Annotated in this window: 20 protein-coding genes; 12 read left to right on the top strand and 8 right to left on the bottom strand. The window is 69.5% G+C overall.

Translation table 11 applies throughout. The features are described from left to right. Nucleotides 1-29 precede the first annotated feature (29 nt). On the top strand, nt 30-410 hold the full coding sequence (locus tag DLM85_RS09205) for a T9SS type A sorting domain-containing protein (protein ID WP_111477816.1): 381 nt from the start codon (nt 30-32) through the stop codon (nt 408-410). A gap of 334 nt (nt 411-744) precedes the next feature. Here DLM85_RS09205 and DLM85_RS09200 read toward each other — a convergent pair whose 3' ends face one another. The 3 genes from DLM85_RS09200 to DLM85_RS09190 form a co-directional block, all read right to left on the bottom strand. Beyond that, the gene (locus tag DLM85_RS09200) at nt 745-1,833 is read right to left on the bottom strand and encodes a flavin-containing monooxygenase (RefSeq protein ID WP_111477815.1); all 1,089 of its coding nucleotides are present in this window, start codon (nt 1,831-1,833) and stop codon (nt 745-747) included. 95 nt (nt 1,834-1,928) lie between these two features. Further along, a complete protein-coding gene (locus DLM85_RS09195; RefSeq protein WP_111477814.1) occupies nt 1,929-3,998 on the bottom strand; it encodes a GMC family oxidoreductase in 2,070 nt (689 codons plus the stop codon). Between the two features lie 309 nt (nt 3,999-4,307). Then, complete coding sequence (locus DLM85_RS09190; RefSeq protein WP_111477813.1) at nt 4,308-5,744, bottom strand: aldehyde dehydrogenase family protein; 1,437 nt, start codon at nt 5,742-5,744, stop codon at nt 4,308-4,310. Nucleotides 5,745-5,947: 203 nt separating this feature from the next. Here DLM85_RS09190 and DLM85_RS09185 point away from each other — a divergent pair, with 203 nt between their 5' ends. Together DLM85_RS09185 and DLM85_RS09180 are read left to right on the top strand one after the other, a co-directional pair. Further along, complete coding sequence (locus tag DLM85_RS09185) at nt 5,948-6,481, top strand: GNAT family N-acetyltransferase (RefSeq protein ID WP_111477812.1); 534 nt, start codon at nt 5,948-5,950, stop codon at nt 6,479-6,481. Nucleotides 6,482-6,812: 331 nt separating this feature from the next. Beyond that, nucleotides 6,813-7,241, top strand: a complete 429-nt coding sequence (locus DLM85_RS09180) for an STAS/SEC14 domain-containing protein (RefSeq protein WP_111477811.1) — start codon at nt 6,813-6,815, stop codon at nt 7,239-7,241. 117 nt (nt 7,242-7,358) lie between these two features. On the opposite strand, the gene DLM85_RS09175 is transcribed toward DLM85_RS09180, so the two are convergent. Beyond that, complete coding sequence (locus tag DLM85_RS09175) at nt 7,359-9,092, bottom strand: T9SS type A sorting domain-containing protein (protein ID WP_111477810.1); 1,734 nt, start codon at nt 9,090-9,092, stop codon at nt 7,359-7,361. A 263-nt stretch (nt 9,093-9,355) separates the two neighbouring features. On the opposite strand from DLM85_RS09175, the gene DLM85_RS25430 reads away from it, so the two are divergent. Both DLM85_RS25430 and DLM85_RS09165 read left to right on the top strand, forming a co-directional pair. Then, nucleotides 9,356-10,507, top strand: coding sequence for a hypothetical protein (locus DLM85_RS25430; RefSeq protein WP_111477809.1), 1,152 nt, complete (start codon nt 9,356-9,358; stop codon nt 10,505-10,507). Between the two features lie 207 nt (nt 10,508-10,714). Beyond that, a complete protein-coding gene (locus DLM85_RS09165) occupies nt 10,715-11,893 on the top strand; it encodes an MFS transporter (RefSeq protein ID WP_111477808.1) in 1,179 nt (392 codons plus the stop codon). 513 nt (nt 11,894-12,406) lie between these two features. Here the strand turns inward: DLM85_RS09165 and DLM85_RS09160 are convergent. Beyond that, the gene (locus DLM85_RS09160) at nt 12,407-13,060 is read right to left on the bottom strand and encodes a T-complex 10 C-terminal domain-containing protein (RefSeq protein ID WP_111477807.1); all 654 of its coding nucleotides are present in this window, start codon (nt 13,058-13,060) and stop codon (nt 12,407-12,409) included. 216 nt (nt 13,061-13,276) lie between these two features. On the opposite strand from DLM85_RS09160, the gene DLM85_RS26195 reads away from it, so the two are divergent. Beyond that, nucleotides 13,277-13,405 carry a hypothetical protein gene (locus DLM85_RS26195; protein WP_279387743.1) on the top strand — a complete coding sequence of 43 codons (129 nt, stop codon included), beginning with the start codon at nt 13,277-13,279 and terminating at the stop codon, nt 13,403-13,405. 212 nt (nt 13,406-13,617) lie between these two features. On the opposite strand, the gene DLM85_RS09155 is transcribed toward DLM85_RS26195, so the two are convergent. Next, nucleotides 13,618-15,072 (bottom strand): pectate lyase family protein, encoded by a 1,455-nt coding sequence (locus DLM85_RS09155; RefSeq protein ID WP_243635907.1) that lies wholly within the window; start codon nt 15,070-15,072, stop codon nt 13,618-13,620. A gap of 183 nt (nt 15,073-15,255) precedes the next feature. Between DLM85_RS09155 and DLM85_RS09150 the strand changes: the two genes are divergently transcribed. After that, nucleotides 15,256-15,759, top strand: a complete 504-nt coding sequence (locus DLM85_RS09150; protein ID WP_111477805.1) for a GNAT family N-acetyltransferase — start codon at nt 15,256-15,258, stop codon at nt 15,757-15,759. Between the two features lie 230 nt (nt 15,760-15,989). Here the strand turns inward: DLM85_RS09150 and DLM85_RS09145 are convergent, their stop codons facing one another. Beyond that, nucleotides 15,990-16,853: an SDR family oxidoreductase gene (locus DLM85_RS09145; protein WP_111477804.1), complete on the bottom strand. Its 864-nt coding sequence runs from the start codon at nt 16,851-16,853 to the stop codon at nt 15,990-15,992. Between the two features lie 99 nt (nt 16,854-16,952). After that, nucleotides 16,953-18,203: a S41 family peptidase gene (locus DLM85_RS25050; RefSeq protein ID WP_165822072.1), complete on the bottom strand. Its 1,251-nt coding sequence runs from the start codon at nt 18,201-18,203 to the stop codon at nt 16,953-16,955. Between the two features lie 169 nt (nt 18,204-18,372). On the opposite strand from DLM85_RS25050, the gene DLM85_RS09135 reads away from it, so the two are divergent. From DLM85_RS09135 to DLM85_RS09115, 5 genes are all read left to right on the top strand, one after another. After that, a complete protein-coding gene (locus tag DLM85_RS09135) occupies nt 18,373-19,707 on the top strand; it encodes an alpha/beta fold hydrolase (RefSeq protein ID WP_165822071.1) in 1,335 nt (444 codons plus the stop codon). A 286-nt stretch (nt 19,708-19,993) separates the two neighbouring features. Continuing rightward, a complete protein-coding gene (locus DLM85_RS09130; protein WP_111477802.1) occupies nt 19,994-20,665 on the top strand; it encodes a head GIN domain-containing protein in 672 nt (223 codons plus the stop codon). Between the two features lie 212 nt (nt 20,666-20,877). Further along, nucleotides 20,878-22,515 carry a hypothetical protein gene (locus DLM85_RS09125; protein WP_133256984.1) on the top strand — a complete coding sequence of 546 codons (1,638 nt, stop codon included), beginning with the start codon at nt 20,878-20,880 and terminating at the stop codon, nt 22,513-22,515. A gap of 129 nt (nt 22,516-22,644) precedes the next feature. Next, entirely contained in the window at nt 22,645-23,916 is a 1,272-nt protein-coding gene (locus DLM85_RS09120; RefSeq protein ID WP_111477800.1) for a porin family protein, read from the top strand. Between the two features lie 24 nt (nt 23,917-23,940). Continuing rightward, complete coding sequence (locus DLM85_RS09115; RefSeq protein ID WP_111477799.1) at nt 23,941-24,537, top strand: pseudouridine synthase; 597 nt, start codon at nt 23,941-23,943, stop codon at nt 24,535-24,537. Nucleotides 24,538-24,603 lie beyond the last annotated feature (66 nt).

Here is a 24,603-nt window from a genome sequence, read left to right as displayed (position 1 = left end):
TCCGACGCCTCAACACCTTAGGCTTCCTTATGTCCAAACAGCTACTATACGGTTTCCTGGTAACTGCTTTTAGCCTGTGCTGCCTGCAAAGCAGTTTGCCCGTAACGGCGGCGCCCGCCGTGCGCCAGAGCGCGCCTCGCGCCGCCGCGTCCTCCGACGAGAAAAACATCGTGGTGTACCCCAATCCCAGCTCGGGCGTGGTGCATATTTCCGTGACTGGTTTCGAGGGTCGCAAGACCGAGCTGCGCGTGCTGAACGTGATTGGCACCGTGGTGTACCGCGAAACCATCACCGAGCTGGACAACCGCTTCACCCGCACCCTCGACCTGGGGCGCTTCGCCAGCGGCCTGTATTACATCAAAATCGACGCAGACAACAACAGCGTCATGCGCAAGCTGGTGATTCGCTAACCGGCTTTACTGCTCCCAACGGCGCGGGCGGCTTCTCTTCGGGGAGGCCGCCCGCGCTGCGTTTGGCGGGTAGGCAGCCGGGGGCTGGGCGCAAAAAAGCCCCGCGGGCGAACCGGCGGGGCTGAGGATGCGAACAGGAAATCCGGCGTTAGCGACCAGCGCGAACCGGGACCGGCTGGAGCTGAGGTTTGCGGCCACCCAGGAGGCGGTTCAGCAGCGCGGCCAGTTGTTCGGCGAGCGAATTCAGCGTCATGAAAGAGTACAAAAAAAGTGAAAGCCTACTGGCCAAAGTACTCACTTTAACTCGACTAGGCTACGACTAGTTTCGTTTTTTTCAGACGATTGTAGTTTCGGAGCCCAAAAGGCCGGTTACCACGCGGTGAGCGTCGCGGCCGGCGCCGCCCATCAGGGCCGAGCTACGGCTGTTGAGCCAGGGCAGCCCGAGGAAAGCCAGCCCCGGTACCACGCTCAGGCCCCGGTGGTGCCGCGGCTGCCCCTCGGCGTCGAAGGCCGGCAGCTCGATCCAGGCATAATCGGGCCGGAAGCCGGTAGCCCACACCACGGCCGCCAGCGCGGGCGTGGTGTGGGCTTCGCCCTGCAGGCAGGCCCCATCGGCGCCCCGGGCCCGCCCGATGAAGCGCACGTTGGGAAAGCCGCGCAGGCGGCGCAGGTCGCCGGCCACTACGGGCTCGGGCTGCCGCCGCATCCAGCCGCCCAGCAGGCCGTGGCGCGAGGCCCGCATCAGGCCCGTGGCCTCCAGGGTGGCCCACATCAGGGTGTTGTTGGGCATGGCGCCGGTGCGCTCGTCGAAGGCGGCGTAGACGGGGCGGCCGGTGGTGGCCAGGTCGGCAGCAATCTGCAGGGCCGAATTGCCGCTGCCCACCACGGCCACGGGCCCCGCGCCGGACAGCTGGGCGGGGCGGCGGTAGGCGCTGCTGTGCAGCTGCGCCACGGCGGGCGGCAGCGCGGCAGCCCAGGCGGGCACGCGGGGCGCCGCGTAGCCGCCGGTGCACACTATCACGCGCCGGGCCCAGTAGCGGGTGCCGGCGGCGGTGCGGGCTTCGAAGTCGGCCCCGGCGGGGCGGCCGAGGTGCACCACGGCCTGGTTCAGGTGAATGGCGAAGTCGAAGTGCGCGGCGTAGTGGCGCAGGTAGGCGGCGGCTTCGTCCTTGGCGGGGTAGCGCAGGCGCGGGCCGGGCCAGGGCAGCCCCGGCAGGCCGCTGGCCCAGGCCGGCGAAAACAGCCGCAGCGAATCGTAGCGCGTGGCCCACTGCTGCCCCACCGCCGCGGCCGCATCAACGAGGAGGCAGGCCTCGCCCGCCCGCTGCAGGTAGTAGGCGGCGGCCAGCCCCGCCTGCCCCGCGCCAATGACGAGCGTATCGGTGCGGTAGTCGGCCGGGGCGGGAGCGGTGGTCAGGGGCATGGCGCAGCGTTGATCGGCCGCAAAGGAACGGCGAAAAACCGATGCCGGACGGGAACAGCCCCAGCAGTAGCCCGGCAGTGCAGCCTCGCCCCGGGCTACTGCCGCACCTCGGATACGCCCTGCACCAGCTGCGCCGGGCGGTAGCTGCTGCGGTCGGCGGCCAGGTCGGCCTTCAGGTGCTGGGCGGTGTGGTGGGCCAGGGCCATGATGGTGAGCATGGGATTGACGCCGCTGCAGGCCGGGAAGGCCGAGCCATCGGCTACGTAGAGGCCGCGCAGCTCGTAGGTTTCGCCGCTGGGGCTGGTGGGGTGGTCTTGGCGGCGGCCGCCCATGCGGCAGGTGCTCATCTGGTGGGCGCTGTAGAGGCCGAAGCGGTTGGGCGACCAGTCGAGGCCGGGCAGGCCGTCGAGCACGGCGGGGTTCTGAATGCGGCCCTGCTGCACTTGTAGCGTGGGCAGCGTGCCGTGGGGCAGCAGCACCGTGTGGGCCCCGGCCGCGGCGTGGATTTCGGCGGCGGCGCGCACGGCGGTCAGCATGCTGGTGCGGTCGAAGCGGCTGAGGCGGTAGCTGATCAGCGGCTGGCCCTGCCCGTCGACGCGCACGCGGCCGCCGTCCCGGTCGCGCGTCAGCACAATGAAGGAGCCCAGGTGCGCGGCCTGCAGCATCAGGCGCTTGTGCGCGGCGCCGGAGGTCCAGGGCAGGGTCATGGCCATCAGCCCGAGGTGGGCGGGCGGCGTCTCAATTTTGGCGCCGAAGTTGGAGCCGCCGAGGCGGGTACAGGAGTCGTTGACCACCGACATGCTGGGGCCGTACCAGGGCTCGATCAGCTCCGGATAAATGCCCGTGACGGCCACCGTGGGGTGCAAATGCAGGTGCTGACCCAGGTGCGGGTGGCGCAGGCCGCTGCGCAGCAGCAGCGCGGGCGTTTGCACGGCCCCGCCGGCCACCACCACGCGCTGGGCCTGCACCGTCACGCGCACGCGGCGGCCGTCGGCGGTGGTGTGCCAGGCCTCGGCCCCGGCGACGCGGCCGCCCTGCCGGGTCAGGTGCGTCACTTCGGTGTTGGGCAGCAGGTCGGCGCCGTGGGCAGCGGCGGTTTTCAGGTAGGTATTCAGCGTGCCCTGCTTCACGCCGTACTGGTCGCCGAAGGTGCTGAAGCCCAGGCCGCGGAAGTGCCGGTCAGAGCTGTCCAGCCCCAGCTCGTTGCGCGGAATCAGCCGGGTGGGCTGGCCCAGGCGGGCCGAGCCGTCGAGCAGGGCCTGGTTCTGGCCGTTGTGGCGCGCATAGTCGGTGTTGACGTGCAGGGCCCGCGTCACCGCGTCGAGGCTGGCCTGGAAGGAGGCCTGGGTGAAGTGGGGCGCGTCGTGCTCCCGGGCCCACTCCTGCAGCACGTAATCGGGCGTGCGAAACGAGCCGGCCCAGTTGACGGTGGTGCCGCCGCCCAGGCAGGAGCCGGCCAGCAGCGTCACGCCGCCGTCGGTGGTGCCCAGGGTGCCGCGCGCGTCGTAGAGCTGCCCGATCATGTCGGCTTCGCGCTGGGTGAAGTCGCAGCCGTGGCAGTAGGGCCCTTTTTCGAGCACCAGCACGTGGTGGCCCGCAGCGGCCAGCTCGCCGGCCACCACGCCCCCGCCGGCCCCGCTGCCGATGACCAGCACCTCGCAGCTGTAGTGCACGTCCTGCGCGGGCCGGAGCGTGGGCAGCGGGCGCGGCGTATCGGCCAGGGCCTCGGCGCCGGCCAGCGGCCCGGGGTAGCCGATGGCGGCCCAGGCGGGGTTGGGCGCGGCGGGCGTGGAGTCGGCGTAGAACAGGAACGTAAGCAGCTTGCGCAGGGCCTGAAAGCCCTGCCGCAGCGGCGGCAGCGGGCTGCGCGACCAGCGCTGCAGCAGCGTTTCGCGCTGGGCCGCGTTCAGGGCCCCGAAACGCCGCGGCGGGCCGCCCCAGCTCAACCCCAGCAGCGGGCTGTCGAGCAGGGCCAGCAGCTGGGCAAACTGCTGCTGCCGGGCGGCGGGCTGGGCTTCGAGCGCGGTTACCAGCAGCTCCAGCCGCACGCCCGCGGAGCCGGCGCGCTGCCAGAACGCGGCGGCGGCGGTTTCGGCGGGCAGGCTGGGAATAAACGTGTCGGCAAGGACGAGCAGCAACTGCTGCCGGGCGGCGGTAAGCTTCATTGCGGCGGGGGGGAAGGCAGCAGCACGGGGCGCGGGGCCCCGCGCGGGCGTCGGGGTCAGAAAAGGTACGCATTCAAGTCGATAAGCTCGGCATGCCTACTACTTTTTTCTGCCGCAGCGGCCCGGCGGCTGGCCCTGGGAAGCGCGCCTTGGACGCTCCGCTGCCTGGCCGACAACAACCTCAACCAGCGGTAGCTGCGCCCGGGCGCGGCCGTCGGCCAGTCCGCCCCCAATGCCCTCGACGCCAGTCAGGCCCTGCGCGGGCTGCAGCCGGACACCGGCGCGGGCCAGGGACGGTGCCGGGGCGTTTCAGCCCAGGTATTTCAGCAGCAGATCCACCACGCGCTGCACCTTGGGCGTGTAGGGCGGGTAGAAGAGCTTGATGCCGGTTTGGCCCACGCGCTGGCGCAGCACGGCTTTTTCGTTGGAGAAGGCCAGGAAGCCGTAGTGCCCGTGCGCCCGCCCGATGCCGCTGTTGCCGGCCCCGCCGAAGGGCAGCTCCAGGTGGCCCAGATGAATGATGGTGTCGTTCAGGCAGGCCCCGCCGGCGGGCACGCGCCCGAGCACGTAGCGCTGCGCCTCCGGGCTGCGGGCAAACACATACAGCGCCAGCGGCCGGGGCCGGGCGTTGACGAAGTCGGCGGCCTCCTGGAGCGTGCGGAAGGGCACCACCGGCAGCAGCGGCCCGAAGATTTCCTCCTGCAGCACGCCGCTGTCGGGGGCCACGTCGGTCAGCACGGTGGGCTCGATAAAGCACTGGCTCTGGTCGACGCCGCCGCCCAGGGCCACGGTGGCGCCGCGCCGCTGGGCGTCTTCGAGCAGGCCCGCGAGGCGCTGGAAGTGCTGGCCGTTGACGATGCGCGCAAACGAGCTGGAGGCGGCCACACCCGCGCCCTCGGCGTCGTAGAAGCGGCGCAGCACCCCGCGGATTTCCTCGATCAGCGGGGCCTGCACGCTCTCGTGCACCAGCAGGTAATCGGGGGCCACGCAGGTCTGGCCGGCATTCACGCACTTGCCCCACACCAGCTTTTCGGCCGCGTCGCGCAGGTCGGCCGTGGCGTCGACGATGGCCGGGCTCTTGCCGCCCAGCTCCAGCGTGACGCTGGCCAGGTGCTCGGCGGCGGCGCGCATCACCACCTTGCCCACCTGCGGCGAGCCGGTGAAGAAGATGTGGTCGAAGGGCTGGGCCAGCAGGGCCGTGGCCGCGTCCTTGCCGCCTTCCACCACCACGACTTCGGCCGGATCGAACACCTCCCGCACCAGGCGGGCCAGCAGCGCCGATACGGCCGGCGTCAGCTCGGAGGGCTTGAGCACGCAGCAGTTGCCGGCGGCCAGGGCCGAGGCCAGCGGGCCCACGGCCAGGTAAAAGGGGTAGTTCCAGGGTGCCATGATCAGGGCCACGCCTTTGGGCTCGTATTGCACCCAGGAGGTGGTGCCGAGCAGGGCCAGCGGCGTACTCACCCTTTTGGGCGCCATCCAGCGCTTCAGGTGCCGGATGGCGTGGCGGATTTCGGCCTGGGTGGCGTAGAGCTCGGTGACGTCGGTTTCGGTGGCGGGCTTGCCGAAATCCTGATGCAGGGCCTGCTGCACGGCCGCGCGGTTCTGGCTTATCCACTGGTGCAGGCGCTGCAGGCGGCCGGCCCGCTCGGCCGCGGATTCGCGGCGCAGGGCTTCGCTGCGGGCGCGCAGCCGGGGCAGCAGGGCGGCAAGGTCGGGGGCGTCGGCAGCGGGGGCGGGCGTGGGCATGGCAGGAGCAGGAGCAGGAATCAAACCTAAAGTAAGCTGAAATCGGCGCGGATAGTGTTGCTGCGGCCGCCGGCCCGCCGGCCCGGGCGCCGGGCCGGCGGGGCCGCCGCTTCCGGCTTGGCAACGAATAGGCCGAATGTTGCCGCAAGCCGCCCCGCCGCGCCGTATCTTACGCGGACCTCCGCTCCTCTCCGCTTTCGTGCATGACTAGTTTGCCCCCGTTGCTGCAGGGCGCCCGCGTGACGCTGCGCCCGCTCACGCCCGCCGACAAAGACCTGTTTTACCAGTGGGCCGTGCGCTCCGACGCCACGCCGTTTATCTTCAACACGGCCGATAACACCGGCCTGCCCAGCTGGGAGCAGCTGTTCAGCGACTACCAGCCCCACTATTTCGATCCGTCCGACCCGGCGCAAGGTCAGTCGTTCGGCATTCTGGCCGACGGGCGGCTGATCGGGCAGGTCAACTACGACGGCGTCGACCCGCTGGACAACTCCACCGAGCTGGACATCTGGATTGCCAGCAGCGCCGACACCAGCCGCGGCTACGGCACCGACGCGCTGACCACCTTGATGGACTACCTGTTCGCGCAGCTGGGCGTGGAAGTGTGCACCATCGTGCCGGCGGCCTCCAACACCCGCGCCGTGCGCACCTACGAGAAGGCCGGGTTTCGGCTGGCCCGCGAGGTGACGCACAACCAGGTGCGCTGGCTGCACATGGAGCGGCAGCGGCCGGCGTAACTGCCAGCAACTGAGTTATGCACAAAGTTTTCCACACCCTGTGCATTACTTTTACCCTGCCCCTATCCGCCCGGTAATCAGCGCGCTGCGGCCGGGCCGAGCGGCGGCGGCGGCGGCAGAACGGGCCGAATGGCCGGCTACGCCGCCGGCCAGCCGCTTCGGGATGTGGCGCCGGCTTCGTAATTTTACGCCTGCTCTGCCCCGCTGATTACCGCCGGTTCGCCATTCGTCTGGCGGGCACCGTGCCGGGCACGTTTACGCGGGGCCGCTTACTTCATCCTTGATTTGCCGCCGGTGCCCAGGTGCCGCGCGCCCTTTTGCCCACCACCGGATGTCTCCACTGCTCCCCGACCGGGAAACCGTTTTCTTTCGCAACGCGGCCGGCAGTGTCATCTTTCACTCGGCCGGCTACGTGGAACTGGCCTGGGGCCCCGGCCGCCTGGGGCTGGCCGAGCTGCAGGCGTTCTACGAGCAGGCCCTGAAGCTGCTGCAGAGCACCGGCTCGGGCCGAATCCTCTCGGTTCACGGGCAGCGCCAGCCCCTCTCGACGGCGGCCCAGCAGTGGCTTACCGGCGACTGGATTCCGCGGGCTATCCGGCAGGCGGGCTTCCGCCACTGCGCCATCGTGGAGGGCCAGGACCCGGTGCACCGCCTCTCCACCCAGGGCGTGGTTTCCAGTGCGCCCACCACCGTTGAGTTCCGGCGCTTTCCGCACCGCGCCGATGCCGAAACCTGGCTGACCGGCCAGCGCGCCAAGTAGCATCAGCAAGCGGCCCGAAGCGCGCCGCAAGCCGTCTGGCCGTTTTTCCCGCCGAAACGCCAAGGCCCCGCCGGAACTGCAGTTCCAGCGGGGCCTTGGCGTTTCGGCTGACCCGACTTAGCGCTTCACGATTTTCGTCGTCAGGTGCAGCTGCTCGTCGGCGAAGAGCAGCAGGTAGTTGCCGGCGGGCAGCGCGGCCAGCGGCAGGCGCGTTTCGGTGCGGCCGGCGGCGGCGGGGTAGCGGGCCAGCACCTGCCCGTTGAAGCCGTACACCGTCACCTGGGCGGCGCGGCCGGCCAGCGGGTGCTGCAGGGTCAGCTGCTCGGTGGCGGGGTTGGGGTAGGCCTGCAGGGTGGCGGCGGGGGTTTGGCCGGGCCGGCTGCCCATCACCACGGCCACGAGGCCGTTGAGGTAGTTTTCCAGGTTGGTGTAGCCGTTGGGGGCCGTGGTCTGGCGGTCGGCGGCGTTGTTGGGGTTCAGCCCGTTCTGCACTTCCCAGGCGTCGGGCATGCCGTCGTGGTCGGTGTCGGCGGGGGCGGGGCCGCAGGCCAGCACCGGCCAGGCGCTCTGCGAGACGCTGTAGGGCGTGCCGTGGGGGTAGCCGCCCTGCACGTCGATGATGCGCCCGGTGCGGTTGACGACGTTGCGAATGATGCGCTGGTCGAGCGTGTCGCGGGCGGGCAGCACGCAGCCCACACCCTGCAGCACCGCCGCGTAGGCGTCCTGGGCCGACTGCGCCGGAATCGGAATCAGCGGGAAGGGCGTGGTCACGCGGGCCTGGGCGGTATCGGCGGCGGTGCCCCCGTTCATCACCGCGCCCAGCCAGTTGCGGTTGGTCACTGCGGGGCTGCCATCGACGTAGTTGCCGGTGAAGTAATACTTGCCGTAGGGCAGCGCGGGCGCGCTGGTCTGCTTGTAGGGGTTCAGGATGCGGAACCGGGCGCTGCTGCTGGTGCTCGGGCCGAAGCGGTAGTAGTTGCCCACCACGTTGTAGTTGGCGCCCTCGCCGCCGTACACGTTGTTGGAGCCCCAGTTGTAGAGCACGTTGTTGCGGAAGTCGCAGTTTTCCCAGTTCACCTGGTTCACGTAGCGGCTGCCGTTGAAGCGCGGCGTGCGGCTCAGGCAGTGGGCAAACAGGTTGTGGTGAAACGAGGCGTGCTGCCCGCCCCAGATGCCGCCGTAGCCGTGCCGCTCGTAGTCGGTGTCGCCGGTTTCGAAGTGGTAGGAGTAGTTCAGCGGCTCGCTGATCAGGTTCCACTGCAGGGTGGTCGAGTCGCCGCTGTACACGGTGAAGGCCTCGTCGTCGGACCAGCTCATGGTGCAGTGGTCGACCACGATGTTCTTGTAGCCGGTGCCGCTGAGGCAGTCCCCGTCGCCCGAGCCGTTGACGGGGTTGCCGTTGGCGTCGACGATTTTCTGAAACCGGTCGCCGAGGCGGATGCGCACAAAGCGGATGATCAGGTTGTTGGCGCTGATGCTCACCGGGTGGTCGGCAATGCAGATACCCTCGCCGGGCGCGGTCTGGCCGGCAATGGTGGTATTGGCCTTGTTGATGTTCAGCCGCGCCGTGAGGTGAATCGTGCCGCACACCCGAAACACGATGGTGCGCGCGGCGGCCGTCTGCGTCAGGGCGTAGCGCAGCGTACCGGGCGTGGTGGCCGCCCCGGCCGCGTCCGACAGCGAGGTAACCTCGAACACGGTGGTCGGGGCGGTGGCTTTGCCGCGGCCGCCGGTGGTGAACTTGCCGGCGCCCTCGGCCCCGGGAAAGGCTACCTGCTGGGCGTATAGGGCGGAGGCCGGCAGCAGCAGCGCGGCGGCCGCGCCGCGCACAAGCGTAGAGAGTAGGGTCATACGAGGGAATGCAGCGAAAAAAAGGGAACGGGCGGCCCCGGCGGGGCTCAGTGTCGTTGGCGCCGACACGCTTAAATACAAGCTAATACTACTGCCCCGCCGGGCCCGGATACCGCCAGGCCCGGCCTTTTATTTGCGCAATCGATGTCGGGAACGTTGCCGGCGCAAGGCCGGCGGCAGCGCCCTGGGCCGCCTCTGCCGCCCGGGCTGAACTTGCAGCGGCGGCCGTAATGTTAGGCAAGTGCCGCCCGTTCGTTTCTGCGTTGTCTGCTCCCCGGATTCTTTCTTTTCTGCAATTAGCCGCGCGGCCCGGCTGGCGCGCGGCCGGCCTGGCCCTGCTGCTGGTGGCCCTGCCCGGCCTGGGCCGGCAGGGCCGCCCGGCGCCGCCCCCGCTGGCCCTGCAGCCCGTGCCGGCCGCCATCACGCCCACGCAGTTCTACGTGGCGGCCGTGCTCGACGAGCGGACCGAACGCCGGGCCGTGGCCTACCTGCTGCCGCCCCCCGGGCGCCCGGGCCTGCCCCCGCCGCCCCCCGAAGCCGTGGACCTGCCGGGCGGCGGGCTGGCGGCCATCCGGCAGTTTGTGGCCCGCAGCGTGCCCCACCGGCCGGGGCTGCGGCCCGTCACCATTCGCCTGCGCGAGTGCCGCCTGCAGGAAAGCCCCGGCGCGCCGGGCTGGGCCAGCGGCAAGCTGGCCCTGGCCCTGAGCTTCGAGTGGCAGCGCCACGGCCGCACCATCGCGCTGACCACCTACAGCGGCGCGGCGCGCTACCAACGGCCACTCCTCAGCCCCTACGCCGCGGCCGAGCCGGCGCTGCGGCAGGCGCTGGTGGCGGCCCTGCAGTACTTCGATGGCTGGATGAACCGCGAAGCCGCCGCCAACGCCAAGCTGGCCTGGCGCCTGCAGGTGCACCCCAGCAACTACCCCTTCCAGCCCGACGCCGACACGCTCTACTACTCGCCCGCCCGGCCGCTCACCTACGATGACTTTCTGGCCGTGCCCCGCCCGCGCAACGGGGCGGTGGGGGCGGTGTTTCCCAGCTTCGCCTACACGGCCCAGGCCCAGGCCCGCGACGGGGTGCTGCACCTGCACCTGCAAACCAAGGTGTTCGTGGTGCGCACGTCCTCCTGGCTGCTGCCCTCGGCCCGCCACCCCTACTCGCTCAACCACGAGCAGCGCCACTTCGACCTGGTGCAGCTGATAGCCGAACGCTTCAAGCGCAAGGTGACGCCCGACAGCCTCACCCTCGACAACTTCGACGCGCGCATGCAGTTCCAGTTTCTGCAGTCGTGGCGCGCCATGAACCAGCTGCAGGACCAGTACGACGCCGAAACCAACCACGGCCAGAACCAGGCCGCCCAGCAGCGCTGGAACGCGCGCATCGAGGCCGAGCTGCGGCAGTACGGGGTGAAGTAGGCGTCGACGCCCCCACACAAATTAGCACGAACCGCAGGTCAACGTTGTCAAGCTCCGCTTGGCGTATTCAGAACAACCAGCGTTGTTGCATCAAGTCGTTCTGCGACAATCGTCCGGAATTCGCGCTGCGCACGGGCGGTTTGCGCTAGGCGCGGGCGGCCCCGTCGACGCCGCTACCTTTGCCGGGCACCTCAGCTTTTGGGCACTATGACGACGGATTCGGCGACGCGGGCGCGGGTGGCGGTGACGCTGTTTTTCCTGGTTTCGGGCTTCGGGTTTTCCACCTGGGCCTCGCGCATTCCCACCATTCAGCAGCGCCTGGGCCTGAGCGAAGCCGCCCTGGGCTCGGTGCTGCTGGCGTTACCAGCGGGGCTGATGCTGACCCTGCCCGTCACCGGGCTGCTTTTGCAGCGCTTCAGCTCGCGGCAGATCATGCTGGTGGGGGCCGTGCTCTACAACGTGGCCCTGGCCTTGCTGGGCTTCGCGGCGCACCCCTGGCAGCTGGTGGTGCTGCTGTTCTGCTTCGGCTCCTCGCGCAACCTGCTCAACATTGCCGTCAACGCCCAATCGGTGGGCGTGCAGGCGCTGTACCCGCGTTCCATCATCGCCACCTTTCACGGCATGTGGAGCGTGGCGGGCTTTGCGGCGGCGGCCGTGGGCGCGGGGCTGGTGGCGCTGCAGGTAGCGCCGGGCTACCACTTCCTGGGCGTGGCCCTGGGGCTCACGGGACTGGCCGTGGCCTTCTTTCCGGGCACCCTGCCGCTGCCGCCCAACACCGGCGGGCCGGCCCGCCCCGGCTTTGCCTGGCCCGATAAGACGCTGCTCCGGTTTGGCCTTATGGCCTTCACCTCGATGGCCTGCGAGGGCACCATGTATGACTGGAGCGCCATTTACTTCGCCAAGGCCGCGCACGCCCCGGTGGGCACCGTGGGCTTTGCCGTGTACATGGTGGCCATGACGACGGGCCGCTTCGTGGGCGACGCGCTGGCCAGCCGCTTTGGGGTGCGGGCGCTGCTGCGCGGCAGCGGCCTGCTGATGAGCGGCGGCCTGCTGCTGGCCGCCGCCGTGCCCGTGCCGCTGGTGGCGGCGGCGGGCTTTGCGCTGGTGGGCCTGGGCGTGGCCTGCGTGGTGCCGCTGGTGTTCGGCATGGCGGGGCGCTCGGCCCGGCTGAGCGGCGGCCCGGCCATTGCGGCCGTGTCGACGGTGGGCTACTTCGGTTTTCTGCTGGTGCCGCCGCTGGTGGGCTTCGTGGCCGAAGCGGCCAACCTGCGCTGGGCCTTTGCCCTGATGGCCGGGCTGGGCCTGGTGCTCTTCGGGCTGGTCAGCCGCCTGCGCGACGAGCCGGGCGCGGTGCCCGCCCCGGCCGACGCGGCGCAGCCGGACTAAGGTGCGCGGGCAGTAAAGCCCCCGAACAACAGGCTCCGCCGGCCGTCCCGGCCACTTCGCAACAATCCGTTTGGCTGCTGTCCGTGCATGCTAGCGCCCACCGAGGCGCAGGACCGCGCTGCCCTTGCCCCCAATGGCCACTCGCATCAGGAAGACGGCCCGCGAAAAGGGTGCGCGGCCACCCGAAGTTTTCCGAAAGCTGCGCACGTCTGCCTGGTCTTCCGAAATTCTTCCAACGGCCATACACACCTCTGCTTGGTTACCTTAAGTTTTCCGGACGGCCGCGCACACGTCTGCTTGGTCATCCGAAGTTTTTCCGACGGCCACGTACACGTCTGCTTGGCCAGGTTTCGCGGCGGCCGCGACGCGGCAGTCCGCATAGGCTGGAAGCCGCGGGCCAAGCTGTGCGAATGGCAGCTACATGGCCGAGGCTTTTCTCCCACCCGGCTGACAACAAACGCCCCGGCTTCAGGGAGGAAGCCGGGGCGCGGTGTGCAGGGGAAAAGGGCGTGGTTAGTCTTTGATTTTCACTTTGCCGTCGTCGGCGTCGCGTTTCACTTTGGTGCCGTCGGCGTACTCCACTTTCCGGTCACCGTCCTTGTCGATTTTCACGGTGGTGCCGTTCGAGTACACAATTTTCACCTCGCCGCCCTTGTTCTCATACTTCACGATGCGCGGCCCGCGGCGGCGCGGCCGACGCGTGGTTTCGGTGGTCGTGGTGGTGGTCGTCACGGTGCTGCCGTCGCCGTAGTAGCGGCTGCGGTTGGTCTCGTAGGTACGGTACTTCGCGTCGTCGCCGACGATGGTGCGCACCTCCGTGTCGGTGTCGGTGTTGATCTGGCGCACGGTGGCGGTGCGGCCGGCCGTGTCGGTAGCGTCGTCCAGGTCGCCGATGCGCTGGGCGCGGGTGTAGTAGGTGGTGCGCAGGCGGCGCACGCGGGCCGTGTCGTTCTGGTAGCCCAGGTCGGCGGCCACCTGGTCGGCGGTGCGGTAGGCCTGATCCTGGTAGATGGTGGTGTCGGCGCCGCTCACGTCGTTGTCCACCACCACGGCCGTATCGGCCGAGGGCGTGGTGGCCGCGTCGACGGCGGCGGGTTTATCTTGGTTGCAGGCGGTGGTCAGCGCAAGGCCGGCTGCCGCGGCAAGCAACAGAATGTTGCGTTTCATGGTCGTGGGGGTTCAGAGAAGGGGAATGCAGCATAGCCGGGCGGCTATGTTGGGCGTTAGGTACGGGGCAGCTACGGCCGGGGTTGCCGGGGGCGGAGGCGCTGCTGTCTGCAGCGGAGTGCTGCGCGCGCCCCTGCAGGCACAAGCCGCGGGCCAGCTAGAACGCTCTTCAAGTCTATATTGCCCCAACTTCATCTATCAACTCTCTCTACCTAAATGACCGCCCAATTACGCACTCAGGCCGAGCAGGCCCTCGAACAACTGAAAGACACCATCTTTGATTATATCAAGTCGAAGCCCCAAGGCGTCACGTCCACCGATGTCGTCAAGGATTTGAACCTCTAGTCAGACTATGAGGGTGGTCAGAAGAATTTCCTCTCCTGGTCAGTCCTTGGTATTCTGTTGGGCGAAGGCCGTATTCGGTACGAGAAGCCAGCCAACCGCAAAATCTACTTTGTCAAATAACCAGTAGCACTGCTGCGGCCAGTTCTTTCAGAGCCACACGAAAGCGGCCGGCCCCGATCGGGGGCCGGCCGCTTTCGTGTGGCTCTGATTCGTTACTGCGCCGCCAGCTCGTTCAGATACGCTTCCAGCATGGTGTAGCCGTCGGTGCCCACTTTGGCGCGGTCGGCGGCGTCCTGGGGGTTGAGCCTGCGCTTGGTTTCCCAGTCGTCGGGCATGCCGTCGTGGTCGGCGTCGGCGGGAGCGGGCGCGGTTTTCAGCGCCGGCCAGGCCTTCTGCGACACGGCGTAGGGCGTGCCGTGGGGGTAGCCGCCCTGCACATCGACGAGGCGGCCGGTGCGCTGGCGTACCTGCCGCACCACGCGCTCATCGAGGGTGTCGCGGTGGGGGCGCACGGCGCCGGCGCCGCGCAGCACGGCCTCGTAGGCCTGCTGGGCCGTTTGGGCGGGCACCGGGCCGAGGTCGAAGGGCTGGTCGGCGCGGGCCTGGGCCCGGTCGCCGCCGCCCTGCAGGTCCACGCCCTTCCAGTTGTCGGCGGTGCGCTCAGGCGAGCCGTCGACGTAGTTGCCGGCCACGTAGTACTTGCCGAAGGGCAGCGTGGCCGACTTGTAGGGGTTCAGCACGCGGTAGCGCACCGTTTCCTTGGTGCTCGGGCCGTAGCGGTAGTAGTTGCCCACGACGTTGTAGTTGCCGCCCTCGCCGCCATACACGTTGTTTTCGCCCCAGTTGTAGAACACGTTGTGGCGCAGCTCGCAGTTTTCCCAGCCGTTCTGCTTGGCCTGCCGGCTGCCGTTGAAGCGCGGGGTGCGCGAGTTGCAGTGGGCCAGCAGGTTGTGGTGAAATGAGGCGTGCTGCCCGCCCCAGATGCCGCCGTAGCCGTGGTGCTCGAAGTCCTTGTCGCCCCGCTCGAAGTGGTAGGAGTAGTTCAGCGGCTCGCTGATCAGGTTCCACTGCAGCGTGAGCGAGTCGCCGTTGTAGAAGCTCAGCACCTCGTCGGTGCTCCAGCTCACGGAGCAGTGGTCGATGATAAGATTCTTCTTGCCGATGCTGCTGAAGGCGTCGTCGCCGCCCGCCCCGTCGACCATGCCCTGGTTCTGGTTTTTGTCGCCCATGCGGCAGCGGATAAAGCGCACGACGACGTTGTTGGCCTTCACGCCCACGGGGTAGTCGGCCAGGCAGATACCCTCGCCGGGCGCGGTCTGACCCGCAATGGTGGTGTTGTCGCGGCCGATGGTCAGCGGCGCGGCGAGGTGAATGGTGCCCGCCACCCGAAACACCACGGTGCGCGCCGCCGCCGGGGCCGTGAGGGCGTGGCGCAGGGAGCCGGGCTGGCCGTCGTCGAGCAGGCTGGTTACCTCAAACACCGTGGTGGGCGCTGTGGCCGAGCCCCGGCCGCCGCGGGTAAAGCGGCCCGCGCCCTCGGCGCCCGGAAACGCCAGCTGCTGGGCGGCAGCCGGGACGGCGGGAGCCAGCAGGGCCAGCGCGGCGCCCACGGCCAATGCGCGCGCCGGCCGCGGCGCGCCAAACAGGAAAAATCGGGGGTGTTGCAAGGGACGGAAACGAGGGTGGGAATCGGCGGGCGGCCGTCGGGCTGCCCGGGAGCTGGAAGTTGAATATTAACGAAATACCGGGCCAAAGCCGGAGCGCCGCCGGGCGTTTATTTGCGCAATCGATGTCGGCAACGTTGTCGCCCGGTCCGGGCCGAGCGCCGATTTGCGTTTCTTCGCCGCTGCATGAGCCTCGCCGACGCCTTCCTTGCCCTGCCCGAGCTGCGCACGCCCTCGCTGCACCTGCGCGCCCTCACCGCCGCCGACCTCGCCGCCGTGTGGCCCATCACGTTCTACGGCGGCCAGCCCGCCGCCTCGCCCGCCGAAGCCCGGCGGATGCTGGCCCGGATCGAGCAGGACTACCGGGACGGGAAGCTGCTGCACTGGTGCCTTACGCTGGCTGCCACGGGCGCGCTGGTGGGCACCGCCGGCTTCTACCGCGGCTTCGAGGGCGGCACGGGCGAAATCGGCTACGTGCTGCTGCCCGCCTACCGCGGCCGGGGGCTGATGACGGAAGCCGCGCAGGCCCTGTGCGCCCTCGGCTTCGCGGCGCTGGGGCTGCGCCAGATTGAGGCGTATACCGCGGCGGCCAACGCGGCCTCGCAGGCCGTGCTGCTGCGGGCGGGCTTTCGGCCGGCCGGCACCGAAGACCAGTGGCTGCGCTTCCGGCTGCCGGCCCCGCAGCCCTGATGATGCCAGCGCGCCGCGGCCACCTGCTGCCAGGCGGCCGCGGCGTTGGCGGACTCGTTAGGGGAGCTTATGAACGACTGTCGAGACGCATCCTGGCGTCTCGGCGCAGAACGTTTCGGCGTTAAACGGATCAGCGCAGAACGATGACGCCCAAACGGCGCGGCTGCTGTCGAGACGCCAGAATGCGTCTCGACAGCAGCCGCGCCCAGGATTCGCCCAACGGCGGCTTGTCAGGCGTTTACCACCGCGCCGCCGTTGGGGTGCAGGGTCTGGCCGGTGAAGTACGAGCCGTCTTCGGAGGCCAGGAACACGTAGGCCGGGGCTACTTCGGAGGGCTGGCCGGCGCGGCCCATGTTGGCGTCGCGGCCGAAGGTGGCCACCTTCAGGGCGCTGGCGGTGCTGGGGATAAAGGGCGTCCAGATCGGGCCCGGCGCCACCGAGTTGACGCGGATTTTCTTGTCGGCCAGCTGCAGGGCCAGCGAGCGGGTGAAGGCCGTGATGGCGCCCTTGGTGGAGCTGTAGTCGATGAGCTGCTCGTTGCCGCGAAAGGCGTTGACGGAGGAGGTGTTGATGATATTGTCGCCCTCGCCCATGTGCTCCAGGGCGGCGCGCGTCACGCGAAAAAACGAGAGAATATTGACCTGGAACACCGATTCCAGCTCCTCGTCGGGCAACTCCTGCAGCGAGTCGTGCCAGTGCTGCTCGGCGGCGTTGTTGACGAGCACGTTCAGCCGGCCGAACTCCTGCACGGTGCGGGCCACGATTTCGCGGCAGTAGGCGGCGTCGCGCAGGTCGCCGGGCAGCAGCAGGCAGCGGCGGCCGTGGCCGCTCACCAGTTCCTGCACCTTCTCGGCGTCCTGCTGCTCCGAGGGCATGTAGCTGATGGCCACGTCGGCGCCTTCGCGGGCGAAATGCACCGCCACGGCCCGGCCGATGCCGGAGTCGCCGCCGGTGATGAGGGCCACTTTGTCGAGCAGCTTGTCGGCGCCCTTGTAGTTCGGGCGGATGTATTCGGGCTGGGGCGTCATCTCGCTTTCCAGCCCGGGCTGCTGGTCCTGGTGCTGGGGCGGAAAGAGGCTGGGCTTATCAGACATGGCGGGCAAAGCGTTGGTTGTGCGCTCATGCCTAACGGCCGGCCGGCGGCGGGGGTTATGGTCGGCCTGGCGGGCGCGGCGGCCGGCCGGGCCCCGGGCCTACTTCAGCAGCTGCAGGGCCCGGTCCAGCGCGGCGTCGGCGGGCGGGGCGGCGGGCGGCACCAGCACTTTCGGGCGGTAGTCTTCGCGCGGGGTGCCGTCGATGTGGTAGAGCTTTTCGGCGGGCAGGCTGAAGCCGATGCCCGAGTTGGGCAGGCGGTAGAAGTAGATGGCGCCGTTCAGCCGGGCCAGCTCGGTGCCCACCACGGTGGCCTGCGGCAGCGCGTCGAAGGCAATGGCGAGGCCCTCGCCCATGCTGCCCGTCCAGCGCCCGGCCAGCACCACCACGCGGCCGGGGTAGCGCCGCCCGCGCGGGCTTACCAGCTCCGTCCACTTGCGCTTCACGCCGTAGGCGCGCTCCTCGGCCACCAGCTCGTGCTGCTGGTAGTACTGCTCGCGGCTCACGAAGCGGCTCAGCAGGGCACGGGCCACGGTGGTAGTGCCGCCGCTGGGCGTATCGCGCAGGTCCAGCACCAGGGCACGGGTGTCCAGCAGTGCGTCGAGGGTGCTGTCGAAGGGCGCCATGAGGGCATGGTCGCCGAGGCTGTTGTGCAGGCGGATGTAGCCCGTGCGGCCGTAGCGGCGGCTTTCGAGGCGGCGCGGGTAGCTGATGTGTTCCAGCAGGGGGCGGGGGTAGTCGGGGCGCACGTCGATGGGGGCAGCGCCCGGCTGCCGCAGCTGCCAGCGCCGCTCGGCGTGGTGGCGGCCGGCCAGCAGCACGTTCAGGGCGTAGGCGCGGGCGGCCGGGTCGGGGGCTTTCAGGCAGGCGGGCAGGTAGGCGCCGGCAGCCTGGGCCACCGGCACGCCGTCCACGGCCACGATTTCGGTGCCGGGCCGCACGCCCGCCAGCGCGGCCCCAAAGCCGGGCCGCACGTCGCGCACCACGGCTTTGTCGCCCCGCCATTCGGCGTATACGTCGCTGCCGGAGGGCACGAGGCGGGGCGAGTCGGGGCGGTTGGTGCCGAGGGTGGCGTGTGGGTCGTAGAGCTCGGCCAGCATGGTTTCGAGCAGGCGCACCAGGGCCCGGCGCGAGCGGAGGGTATCGGCCTGCGGCAGGTAGCGGCGGCGCACCTGCTCCCAGTCGGTCTGCTTCCGGTCGAAGTAGGCGTAGTCGTCGTGCACCGTCTGCCAGAAGAAGGCCACGTCTTGGCGGTACTGAGCCGGGGCCAGCGCGGGCGGGGCGGCCTGGGCGGCGGCGGCCCGCGGCAGCGCCAGCAGCCCGACGGCGAGGAAGTGCTTGAGCGTGTTCATGACAACCAGGGCAGAGACGAGCCGCAACCTACGCGTTGGCGGGCGGCTTTGCCACCGCCGGGCCCCGGCCTCACCCAAAGATGTGAGGGCCGGCCCTGCAACGCGCGCGGGGCGCCGGCATCTATTCGGCCGGCGCGGCGGCGCTGCTTTTCCGCCGCGCCGCCTTCGTATGCCAACCCGCTTTTTCCTGCTGCTGGCCCTGCTCGGCGCCCCCGCGCTGCGGGCCACCGCCCAGGCGCTGCCGCGCCGCCCGTTCGTGGGCATCGACCTGCGCGCCGTCGACGACAGCATTCGGCGCCACCACCGCCTGCCCGACCGCAACGGCGTCCTGGTGCTGGGCGTGCGCCCGGGCTCGTCGGCGGCAGCGGCCGGGCTGCGGGCCGGCGACGTGGTGCGGCAAATCGACCAGACGGTGCTGGGGCCGGAGCTGGGGCCGTTTCTGGCGTTGCTGAAGCAGTACCGCGCCGGCGACCGGGCCACCTTCACCCTCGTGCGCAACGGCCGGCAGCGGCGGCGGCTGCTCACGTTCCGGCCGCTGCCGCCCGAGCAGAGCCCGTTTTACGAGGCCACCTACGGGGCCGTCAGCTACGGCCCCAGCCGCCTGCGCACCATCGTCACGCGGCCGCGCGGGGCCGCGGGCAAGGTGCCGCTGGTGCTCTTCATTCAGGGCGTGGGCTGCTTTTCCATCGACAACCCGCTGAGCCGCACCGAGCCCACCCGCCGCATCATCGACTCCCTCTCGCGCCGCGGCTACGCCACCCTGCGCGTCGACAAAACCGGCATGGGCGACAGTCAGGGGCCGCCCTGCCTGCAGTCGGACCTGCTGAGCGAAGCCGGCGGCTACCGGGCCGCGCTGGCCGCTGCCCGGCAGCTGGCCTTTGTCGATGCGCGGCGCGTGTTCATCACCGGCTTCAGCATCGGCGGGGTGCTGGCGCCGCTGGTGGCCCGGGGCGAAAACGTGCGCGGCATCGTGGTGTTCGGCACCGTCGGGCGCACCTTCACCGAGTACCTGCTGGAAAACAAGCGCAACCAGAGCCAGCTGGCCGGCCTGCCCCCCGACTCCATCGACGCCCTGCTGCGCACCTACTCCGCCGCCCTGCACCTGCTGCTGACCGAGCGGCAGCCGCCCGAGCAGGTGCTCACGCGCTACCCGGCGGCGCGCGGGCTGCTGCAGTTTCCGCAGCACCACACGTATATGCAGCAGTGGCAGGCCCTGAACCTGCCCCGCGCCTGGCAGCAGCTCGACACCGACGTGCTGGCCCTGCGCGGGGCGGCCGACTACATTTCCTACAGTTCCGACCACCAGCTCATTGCCGACGTGGTCAACCGCGCCCACCCCGGCCGGGCCCGCTTCGTGCTCCTGCCCGAGGTCGACCACCACTTCAACCACGCCCGCGACATGGCGGAGGCCATGCGCCTGGACGAGCAGCCCAACCCGCCGCTGAACTTCGAGTTCATGTCGGTCATCCTGCGCTGGCTCGACGAGCGGCGAAATGACTTATAGCGGTTTCGGGGACGGTGTAGCGCGGGCTTGGCTACGCCGACCTGCGGTTCAGCCCGCAGCCGTCCGGCCGATTTCGTTCAACCGGACGCGGGCTGCAGCCCGCGCTACATTCCAGCTACGCCGATTGGGAACCTGCTGTATGAGTTATGGGGCTACGCCCGCCCAGCGGCGCGGCTCAGCCTGCCGGACGGTGCTTGCTGATAATTATTCCCGCTTCCAGGCAACGCCCGTTTCGCCGCCGCCATCTACCGCTTCGAACACCCCACCGTAACCCATCTTCCACGCTATGAAACGTCTGTTCTCCCTCCGCTCCGCTGCTTTGGCGGCCACGTTTATTGGTGCTTCGGCCCTGGCCGCGCTGGCCCAGGAGGGCGCCCAGCTGCGCCCCGTCGGCAGCTTCGAGCAGGTGCGCGCCAGCGGCGCCATCAACGTGGTGCTGCGCCAGGGCCCGGCCGAAGTGAAAGTCGAGGCCACGCCCGAGGTACTGGCCCAGGTGCGCACCGAGGTCGAGGGCAACACCCTGAAGATTTACCGCGAAAAGTCGGGCAGCTTCCACTTCGGCAAAACCGAAAAGGTGACCGTGTACGTGACCAGCCCGCGCCTCTCGGGCATTGAGGTCAGCGGCGCCAGCGACGTGAAAGGCGCCTCGCCCATCTCGGCCGAGCAGTTCAGCATCAAGGTCAGCGGCGCCAGCGACGTGACGCTGCAGCTCACCGCCCGCCAGCTCACGGCCCACGCCAGCGGCGCCAGCGACATCCGCCTCACCGGCCGCGTGGAGCGCCAGCAGGTGCACGTGAGCGGGGCCAGCGACTACCGCGCCTACGAGCTGCAAAGCCAGCAGGCCCAGGTGGAAGCCTCCGGCGCCAGCGACGCCTTCGTGTACGTCGACGGGGAGCTGAACTCGCACAGCTCCGGCGCCAGCGACGTGCACTACAAGGGCAAGGCCCGGCTGAAGTAGGTCGTTGTTCGTCAGGCGGCTGGAGCCACCAGCCGCCTGACGAACAACGAACAACAAATAACGAACAACGCCGCAGCGGCTGAAGCTCCTTTGCCGGGGTTTCAGCCGCTGCGGCGTTTCGGGCCGTATCGGGGGTGGCCCGCGGGCGGGCCGCATACGCCCGCGCGGTGGCCGGACGTTTCGTAGCTTCCCGCCTTAGCTCTGTTTTGCCCGTGCGCGCATTCCTCCTCCTGTTATTCGGCTTGCTGACGCTGGGCGCGGCGCCGGCCCGGGCCCAGCAGCCCACGCCGACCCGCGTCATCGAAGCCCTGTACGACCAGCTCAGCGCCTACCAGCTGAAGCGCTACCAGCCCGACAGCGGCTACCAGCTGCTGACTTTGCCCTCCACGTTTTCGGGCCCCGAGCTGGCCGCGCTGCGCCTGCGCGAGCGGCAGCTGGTGCGCGTCGACCTGGTGTACTCGGCCTACCGCTTCGACCCCAAGTTCAGCCAGCGCCAGCTCAACCTCGACCGCCTGCGCAACCTCGACGAGCGGCTGCCCGGCCTGCTGCAGGACCCGGCCATTACCTGGAACCTGATCGAGCAAACCGGCTGCACCACTCCTGACGAGTGCCAGCAGTACTTCCACGGCTTCGTGCTCTACATCGAAAAACGCTACACCCGGGCCGACACCAAGGCCGAAATCGGACGGCTGGCGGCCCGGCTCAACGCCACCGAGAAAAAGATTGAGCGCATCCGGGCCGTGCGCAAGTCGCCGGGCAAGCCGCTGGCCTGCGGCTACCCCCACGTGGAAGACAAGCTGCGCAAGCTCACCAAGCGCATCAAAAAAGCCTACGACTGCACCCAGAAGGACCGGCGGCCGCGCACCGTCACGTTTCAGGCCGAGGTCAGCCGCCAGGGCAAGGTGCTGAGCGTGCGCCTGCCCGCCGTCGACTCGGCCGGGGCCGCCGCCCCGCCCTGCCCCGCGGAGCTGACCGGCGCCATTGCCGAGGGCCTGGCCTTTTCCGACGGCTTTCTGCTGGGCAAGCAGCGCCTGCCCTTCACCGTGACGGGCCGCCTCACGCTGCCGCTGCGCCCCCAGCAGGGCCTGAAGGTCACCGGCTTCTACCTGCCCGACTCGCTGATGCGCAAGCACCGGGTGAAGCTGCTGCGCGACGGCTGCCAGGCCCGGCAGCTGCGGCCCGGCGACGCCACCGAGGAAGACCCCATCCCGAACCCCGACCCGAACGTGGTGACGCGGGTGCTCGAGCGCCACCCCGAGTGGCAGAAGCAGACGGTGGTGGCCGACGTGACCGGCAGCATGTACCCCTACACCGCCGACCTGCTCATCTGGCTGCAGCTGGCCGCCGCGGGCCCCGACAAAACCTTTGTGTTCTTCAACGACGGCGACGATTTGCCCGACAAGCAGAAGCGCCTGGGCCAGACCGGCGGCCTCTACGACGTGCGCAGCAGCGACTACGCCCGCATCCGGCAGCGCGTCGTGGAGGCCATGAGCGCGGGCGGCGGCGGCGACGCGCCCGAAAACGACTGCGAGGCCTTGCTGCGCGCCCACCAACTCGCGCCCGACGCGCAGGACCTCATCCTGGTAGCCGACAACCACACCTTCCCGCGCGACACCAAGCTGCTGGAGGGCACCAGGCTGCCGGTCAAAATCATCCTCTGCGGCGTCACCGACCACATCAACCCCAAGTATCTGGCCCTGGCCCGCCGCTACGGCTACAGCCTGCACACCCTCGACACCGACCTGAGCAACCTCAGCGAGCTGCCCGACAACCAGATTACCATCATCGAAGGGGTGCGCTACCAGGCCACGCCCGGCGGCTTCCGGCGCGTGAGCGGCCGCGCCGAATAATCACAAGTGATGCAATTATATTCAGCACTTGTGTTGTATATTTGCCAACCTGATTAGCGCCGCTCGTTCGGCGCAGGTTGTGCGCCGGCGCATTTTCCGGCTTCCGTACCCCCTTATTTTTCGTTGTCGATGCAACACGCTTACCGCCTTGCGGCGCTGCTCCTGCTGAGCGGCGCGGCCAGCCTCACGGCCCGGGCCCAGACCAACTACCAGCCCGGCTACGTGCTCAGCCTCAGCGGCGACACCGTGCGCGGCACCGTCGATTTCCGCCAGTGGAACCAGAACCCGACGCGCATCGACTTCCGCCCGGCCGCGGGGGAACCCAAAAACTACGGCCCGGCCGATATCCGCGGCTTCGGGGTGGCCGCCGAGCGCTACGAAAGCGCCGTGGTGCAGGTGGAAGGCTCGCCCTACAAGATCGGGGAGCTGCCCAAGTCCCCGGCCCTGCTGATGCGCCGCGACGAGGCCTTTGTGCGGGTGCTGGTGAGCGGGCCCAAAAGCCTGTACTACTACCAGGACCGCAACGGCAAGGAGCACTTCTTTATCCGGCAGGACGGGGCGCTGGAGCTGCTGCTCCACAAGCAGTTTATTCCCAACGAGCAAAGCAACCGCGTGGTAACCGACCGCAGCTTTGCCGACCAGCTGCAAACCTACCTGGCCGACTGCCCCACCATCGGCCCGCGCCTGCGCACGGTGCCCTACACCACGCCCGGCCTGCAGAAGGTGTTTGGCGAGTACTACGCCTGCGCCGGCGGCAAGGCGGCCCCGACGTTTCAGCAGGCCTCGGAGAAGAACCGCGCATCGTTTGGCGTGCTGGCCGGCCTGAGCCAGACCACCGTCAGCGTGACCGTCAACGACCCGCTCCTGGGCACCAGCGAAACGATGCGCTTCCCCAGCTCGCGGCGGCTCGCCGGCGGCCTGTTCGTGGAGCTGCCGCTGCCGCGGCGCCTGCGGCACCTCTCCATCGTGCCCGAGCTGTTCTACAACAGCTACCAGGCCCAGCAGAGCTACACGAACACCATCAGCGCCGACCGCTACACCACCGGCACGGTGACGCTGCACTACGACTACGCCCGGCTCAACGCGCTGCTGCGCTACCGCCACCCGGTGGGCGCGGCGGCCAGCTGGTTTGCGCACGGTGGCATCTCGATGGGCTACGCCGTCAAGCAGGTGCACACCCGCCACGAGACGGTGCGTTTCTACAGCCAGGAAACCACCAAGGACACGCCGGCCTACGGCTCCGAGGACAAGGTGGAGCAGTCGCTCATCGTCGGCGCGGGTGGCAGCCTCAAGCGGCTTTCCGCCGAGGGCCGCTTCGAGCTCGGCAATGGTTTTCTCGACGGCCAGGAGCAATCCAGCCACACCAAGCGCCTGTACCTGCTGCTCGGCTTCCGGTTTTAGGGCCGCGCCGGCTTTCTGTTTCGTATGAGCTCAACCCCGGCGCACCGCCACTTCGTTCTGCACAAGCCCTTCGGCTACCTCAGCCAGTTTCGGAGCGAGGACGCCCGGGAGGCCCGCAAAAAGCGCTTTCTGGGCGAGCTGCACGACTTTCCGGCCGGCGTCATGGCCATCGGCCGCCTCGACGAGGACAGCGAGGGGCTGCTGCTGCTCACCACCGACGGCCGGGTGAGCGAGCAGATCCGCAACGGCGGCACCGAAAAGGAATACTACGCCCAACTCGACGGCCTGATAACCGACGAAGCGCTGGCTCGCCTCACGCAGGGCGTGGAAATCGGCCTGCGCGAAACCAAGTACCAGACCATCCGCTGCCAGGCCCGGCGGCTGGCGGCGGCGCCCGGCTTCGCCCCGCGCGCCAAGCGCATCCGCGACGACCGGCACGGCCCCACCTGCTGGGTGTCGATTACGCTCACGGAGGGCAAGTTCCGGCAGGTGCGCAAGATGACGGCGGCCGTGGGCTTCCCGACGCTGCGGCTGGTACGTGTGCGCATCGGCGGGCTGGCGCTGGGCGAGCTGGCCCCGGGCGAGGTGCGCGAGGTGCCCGAGCTGGGGGCGCTGGTATAAGCTGGCGCGGGCTGCAGCAGCAGTGGTGCTGAGCGAAGCAGGCGCGACCGGATTGGCCGCGGCACG

It is taken from the genome of Hymenobacter edaphi (assembly GCF_003258365.1).
Classification (GTDB): Bacteria; Bacteroidota; Bacteroidia; order Cytophagales; family Hymenobacteraceae; genus Solirubrum; species Solirubrum edaphi.
Note: the sequence above shows the minus strand (reverse complement) of the source record. Positions and strands in the feature narration are given on the sequence as shown.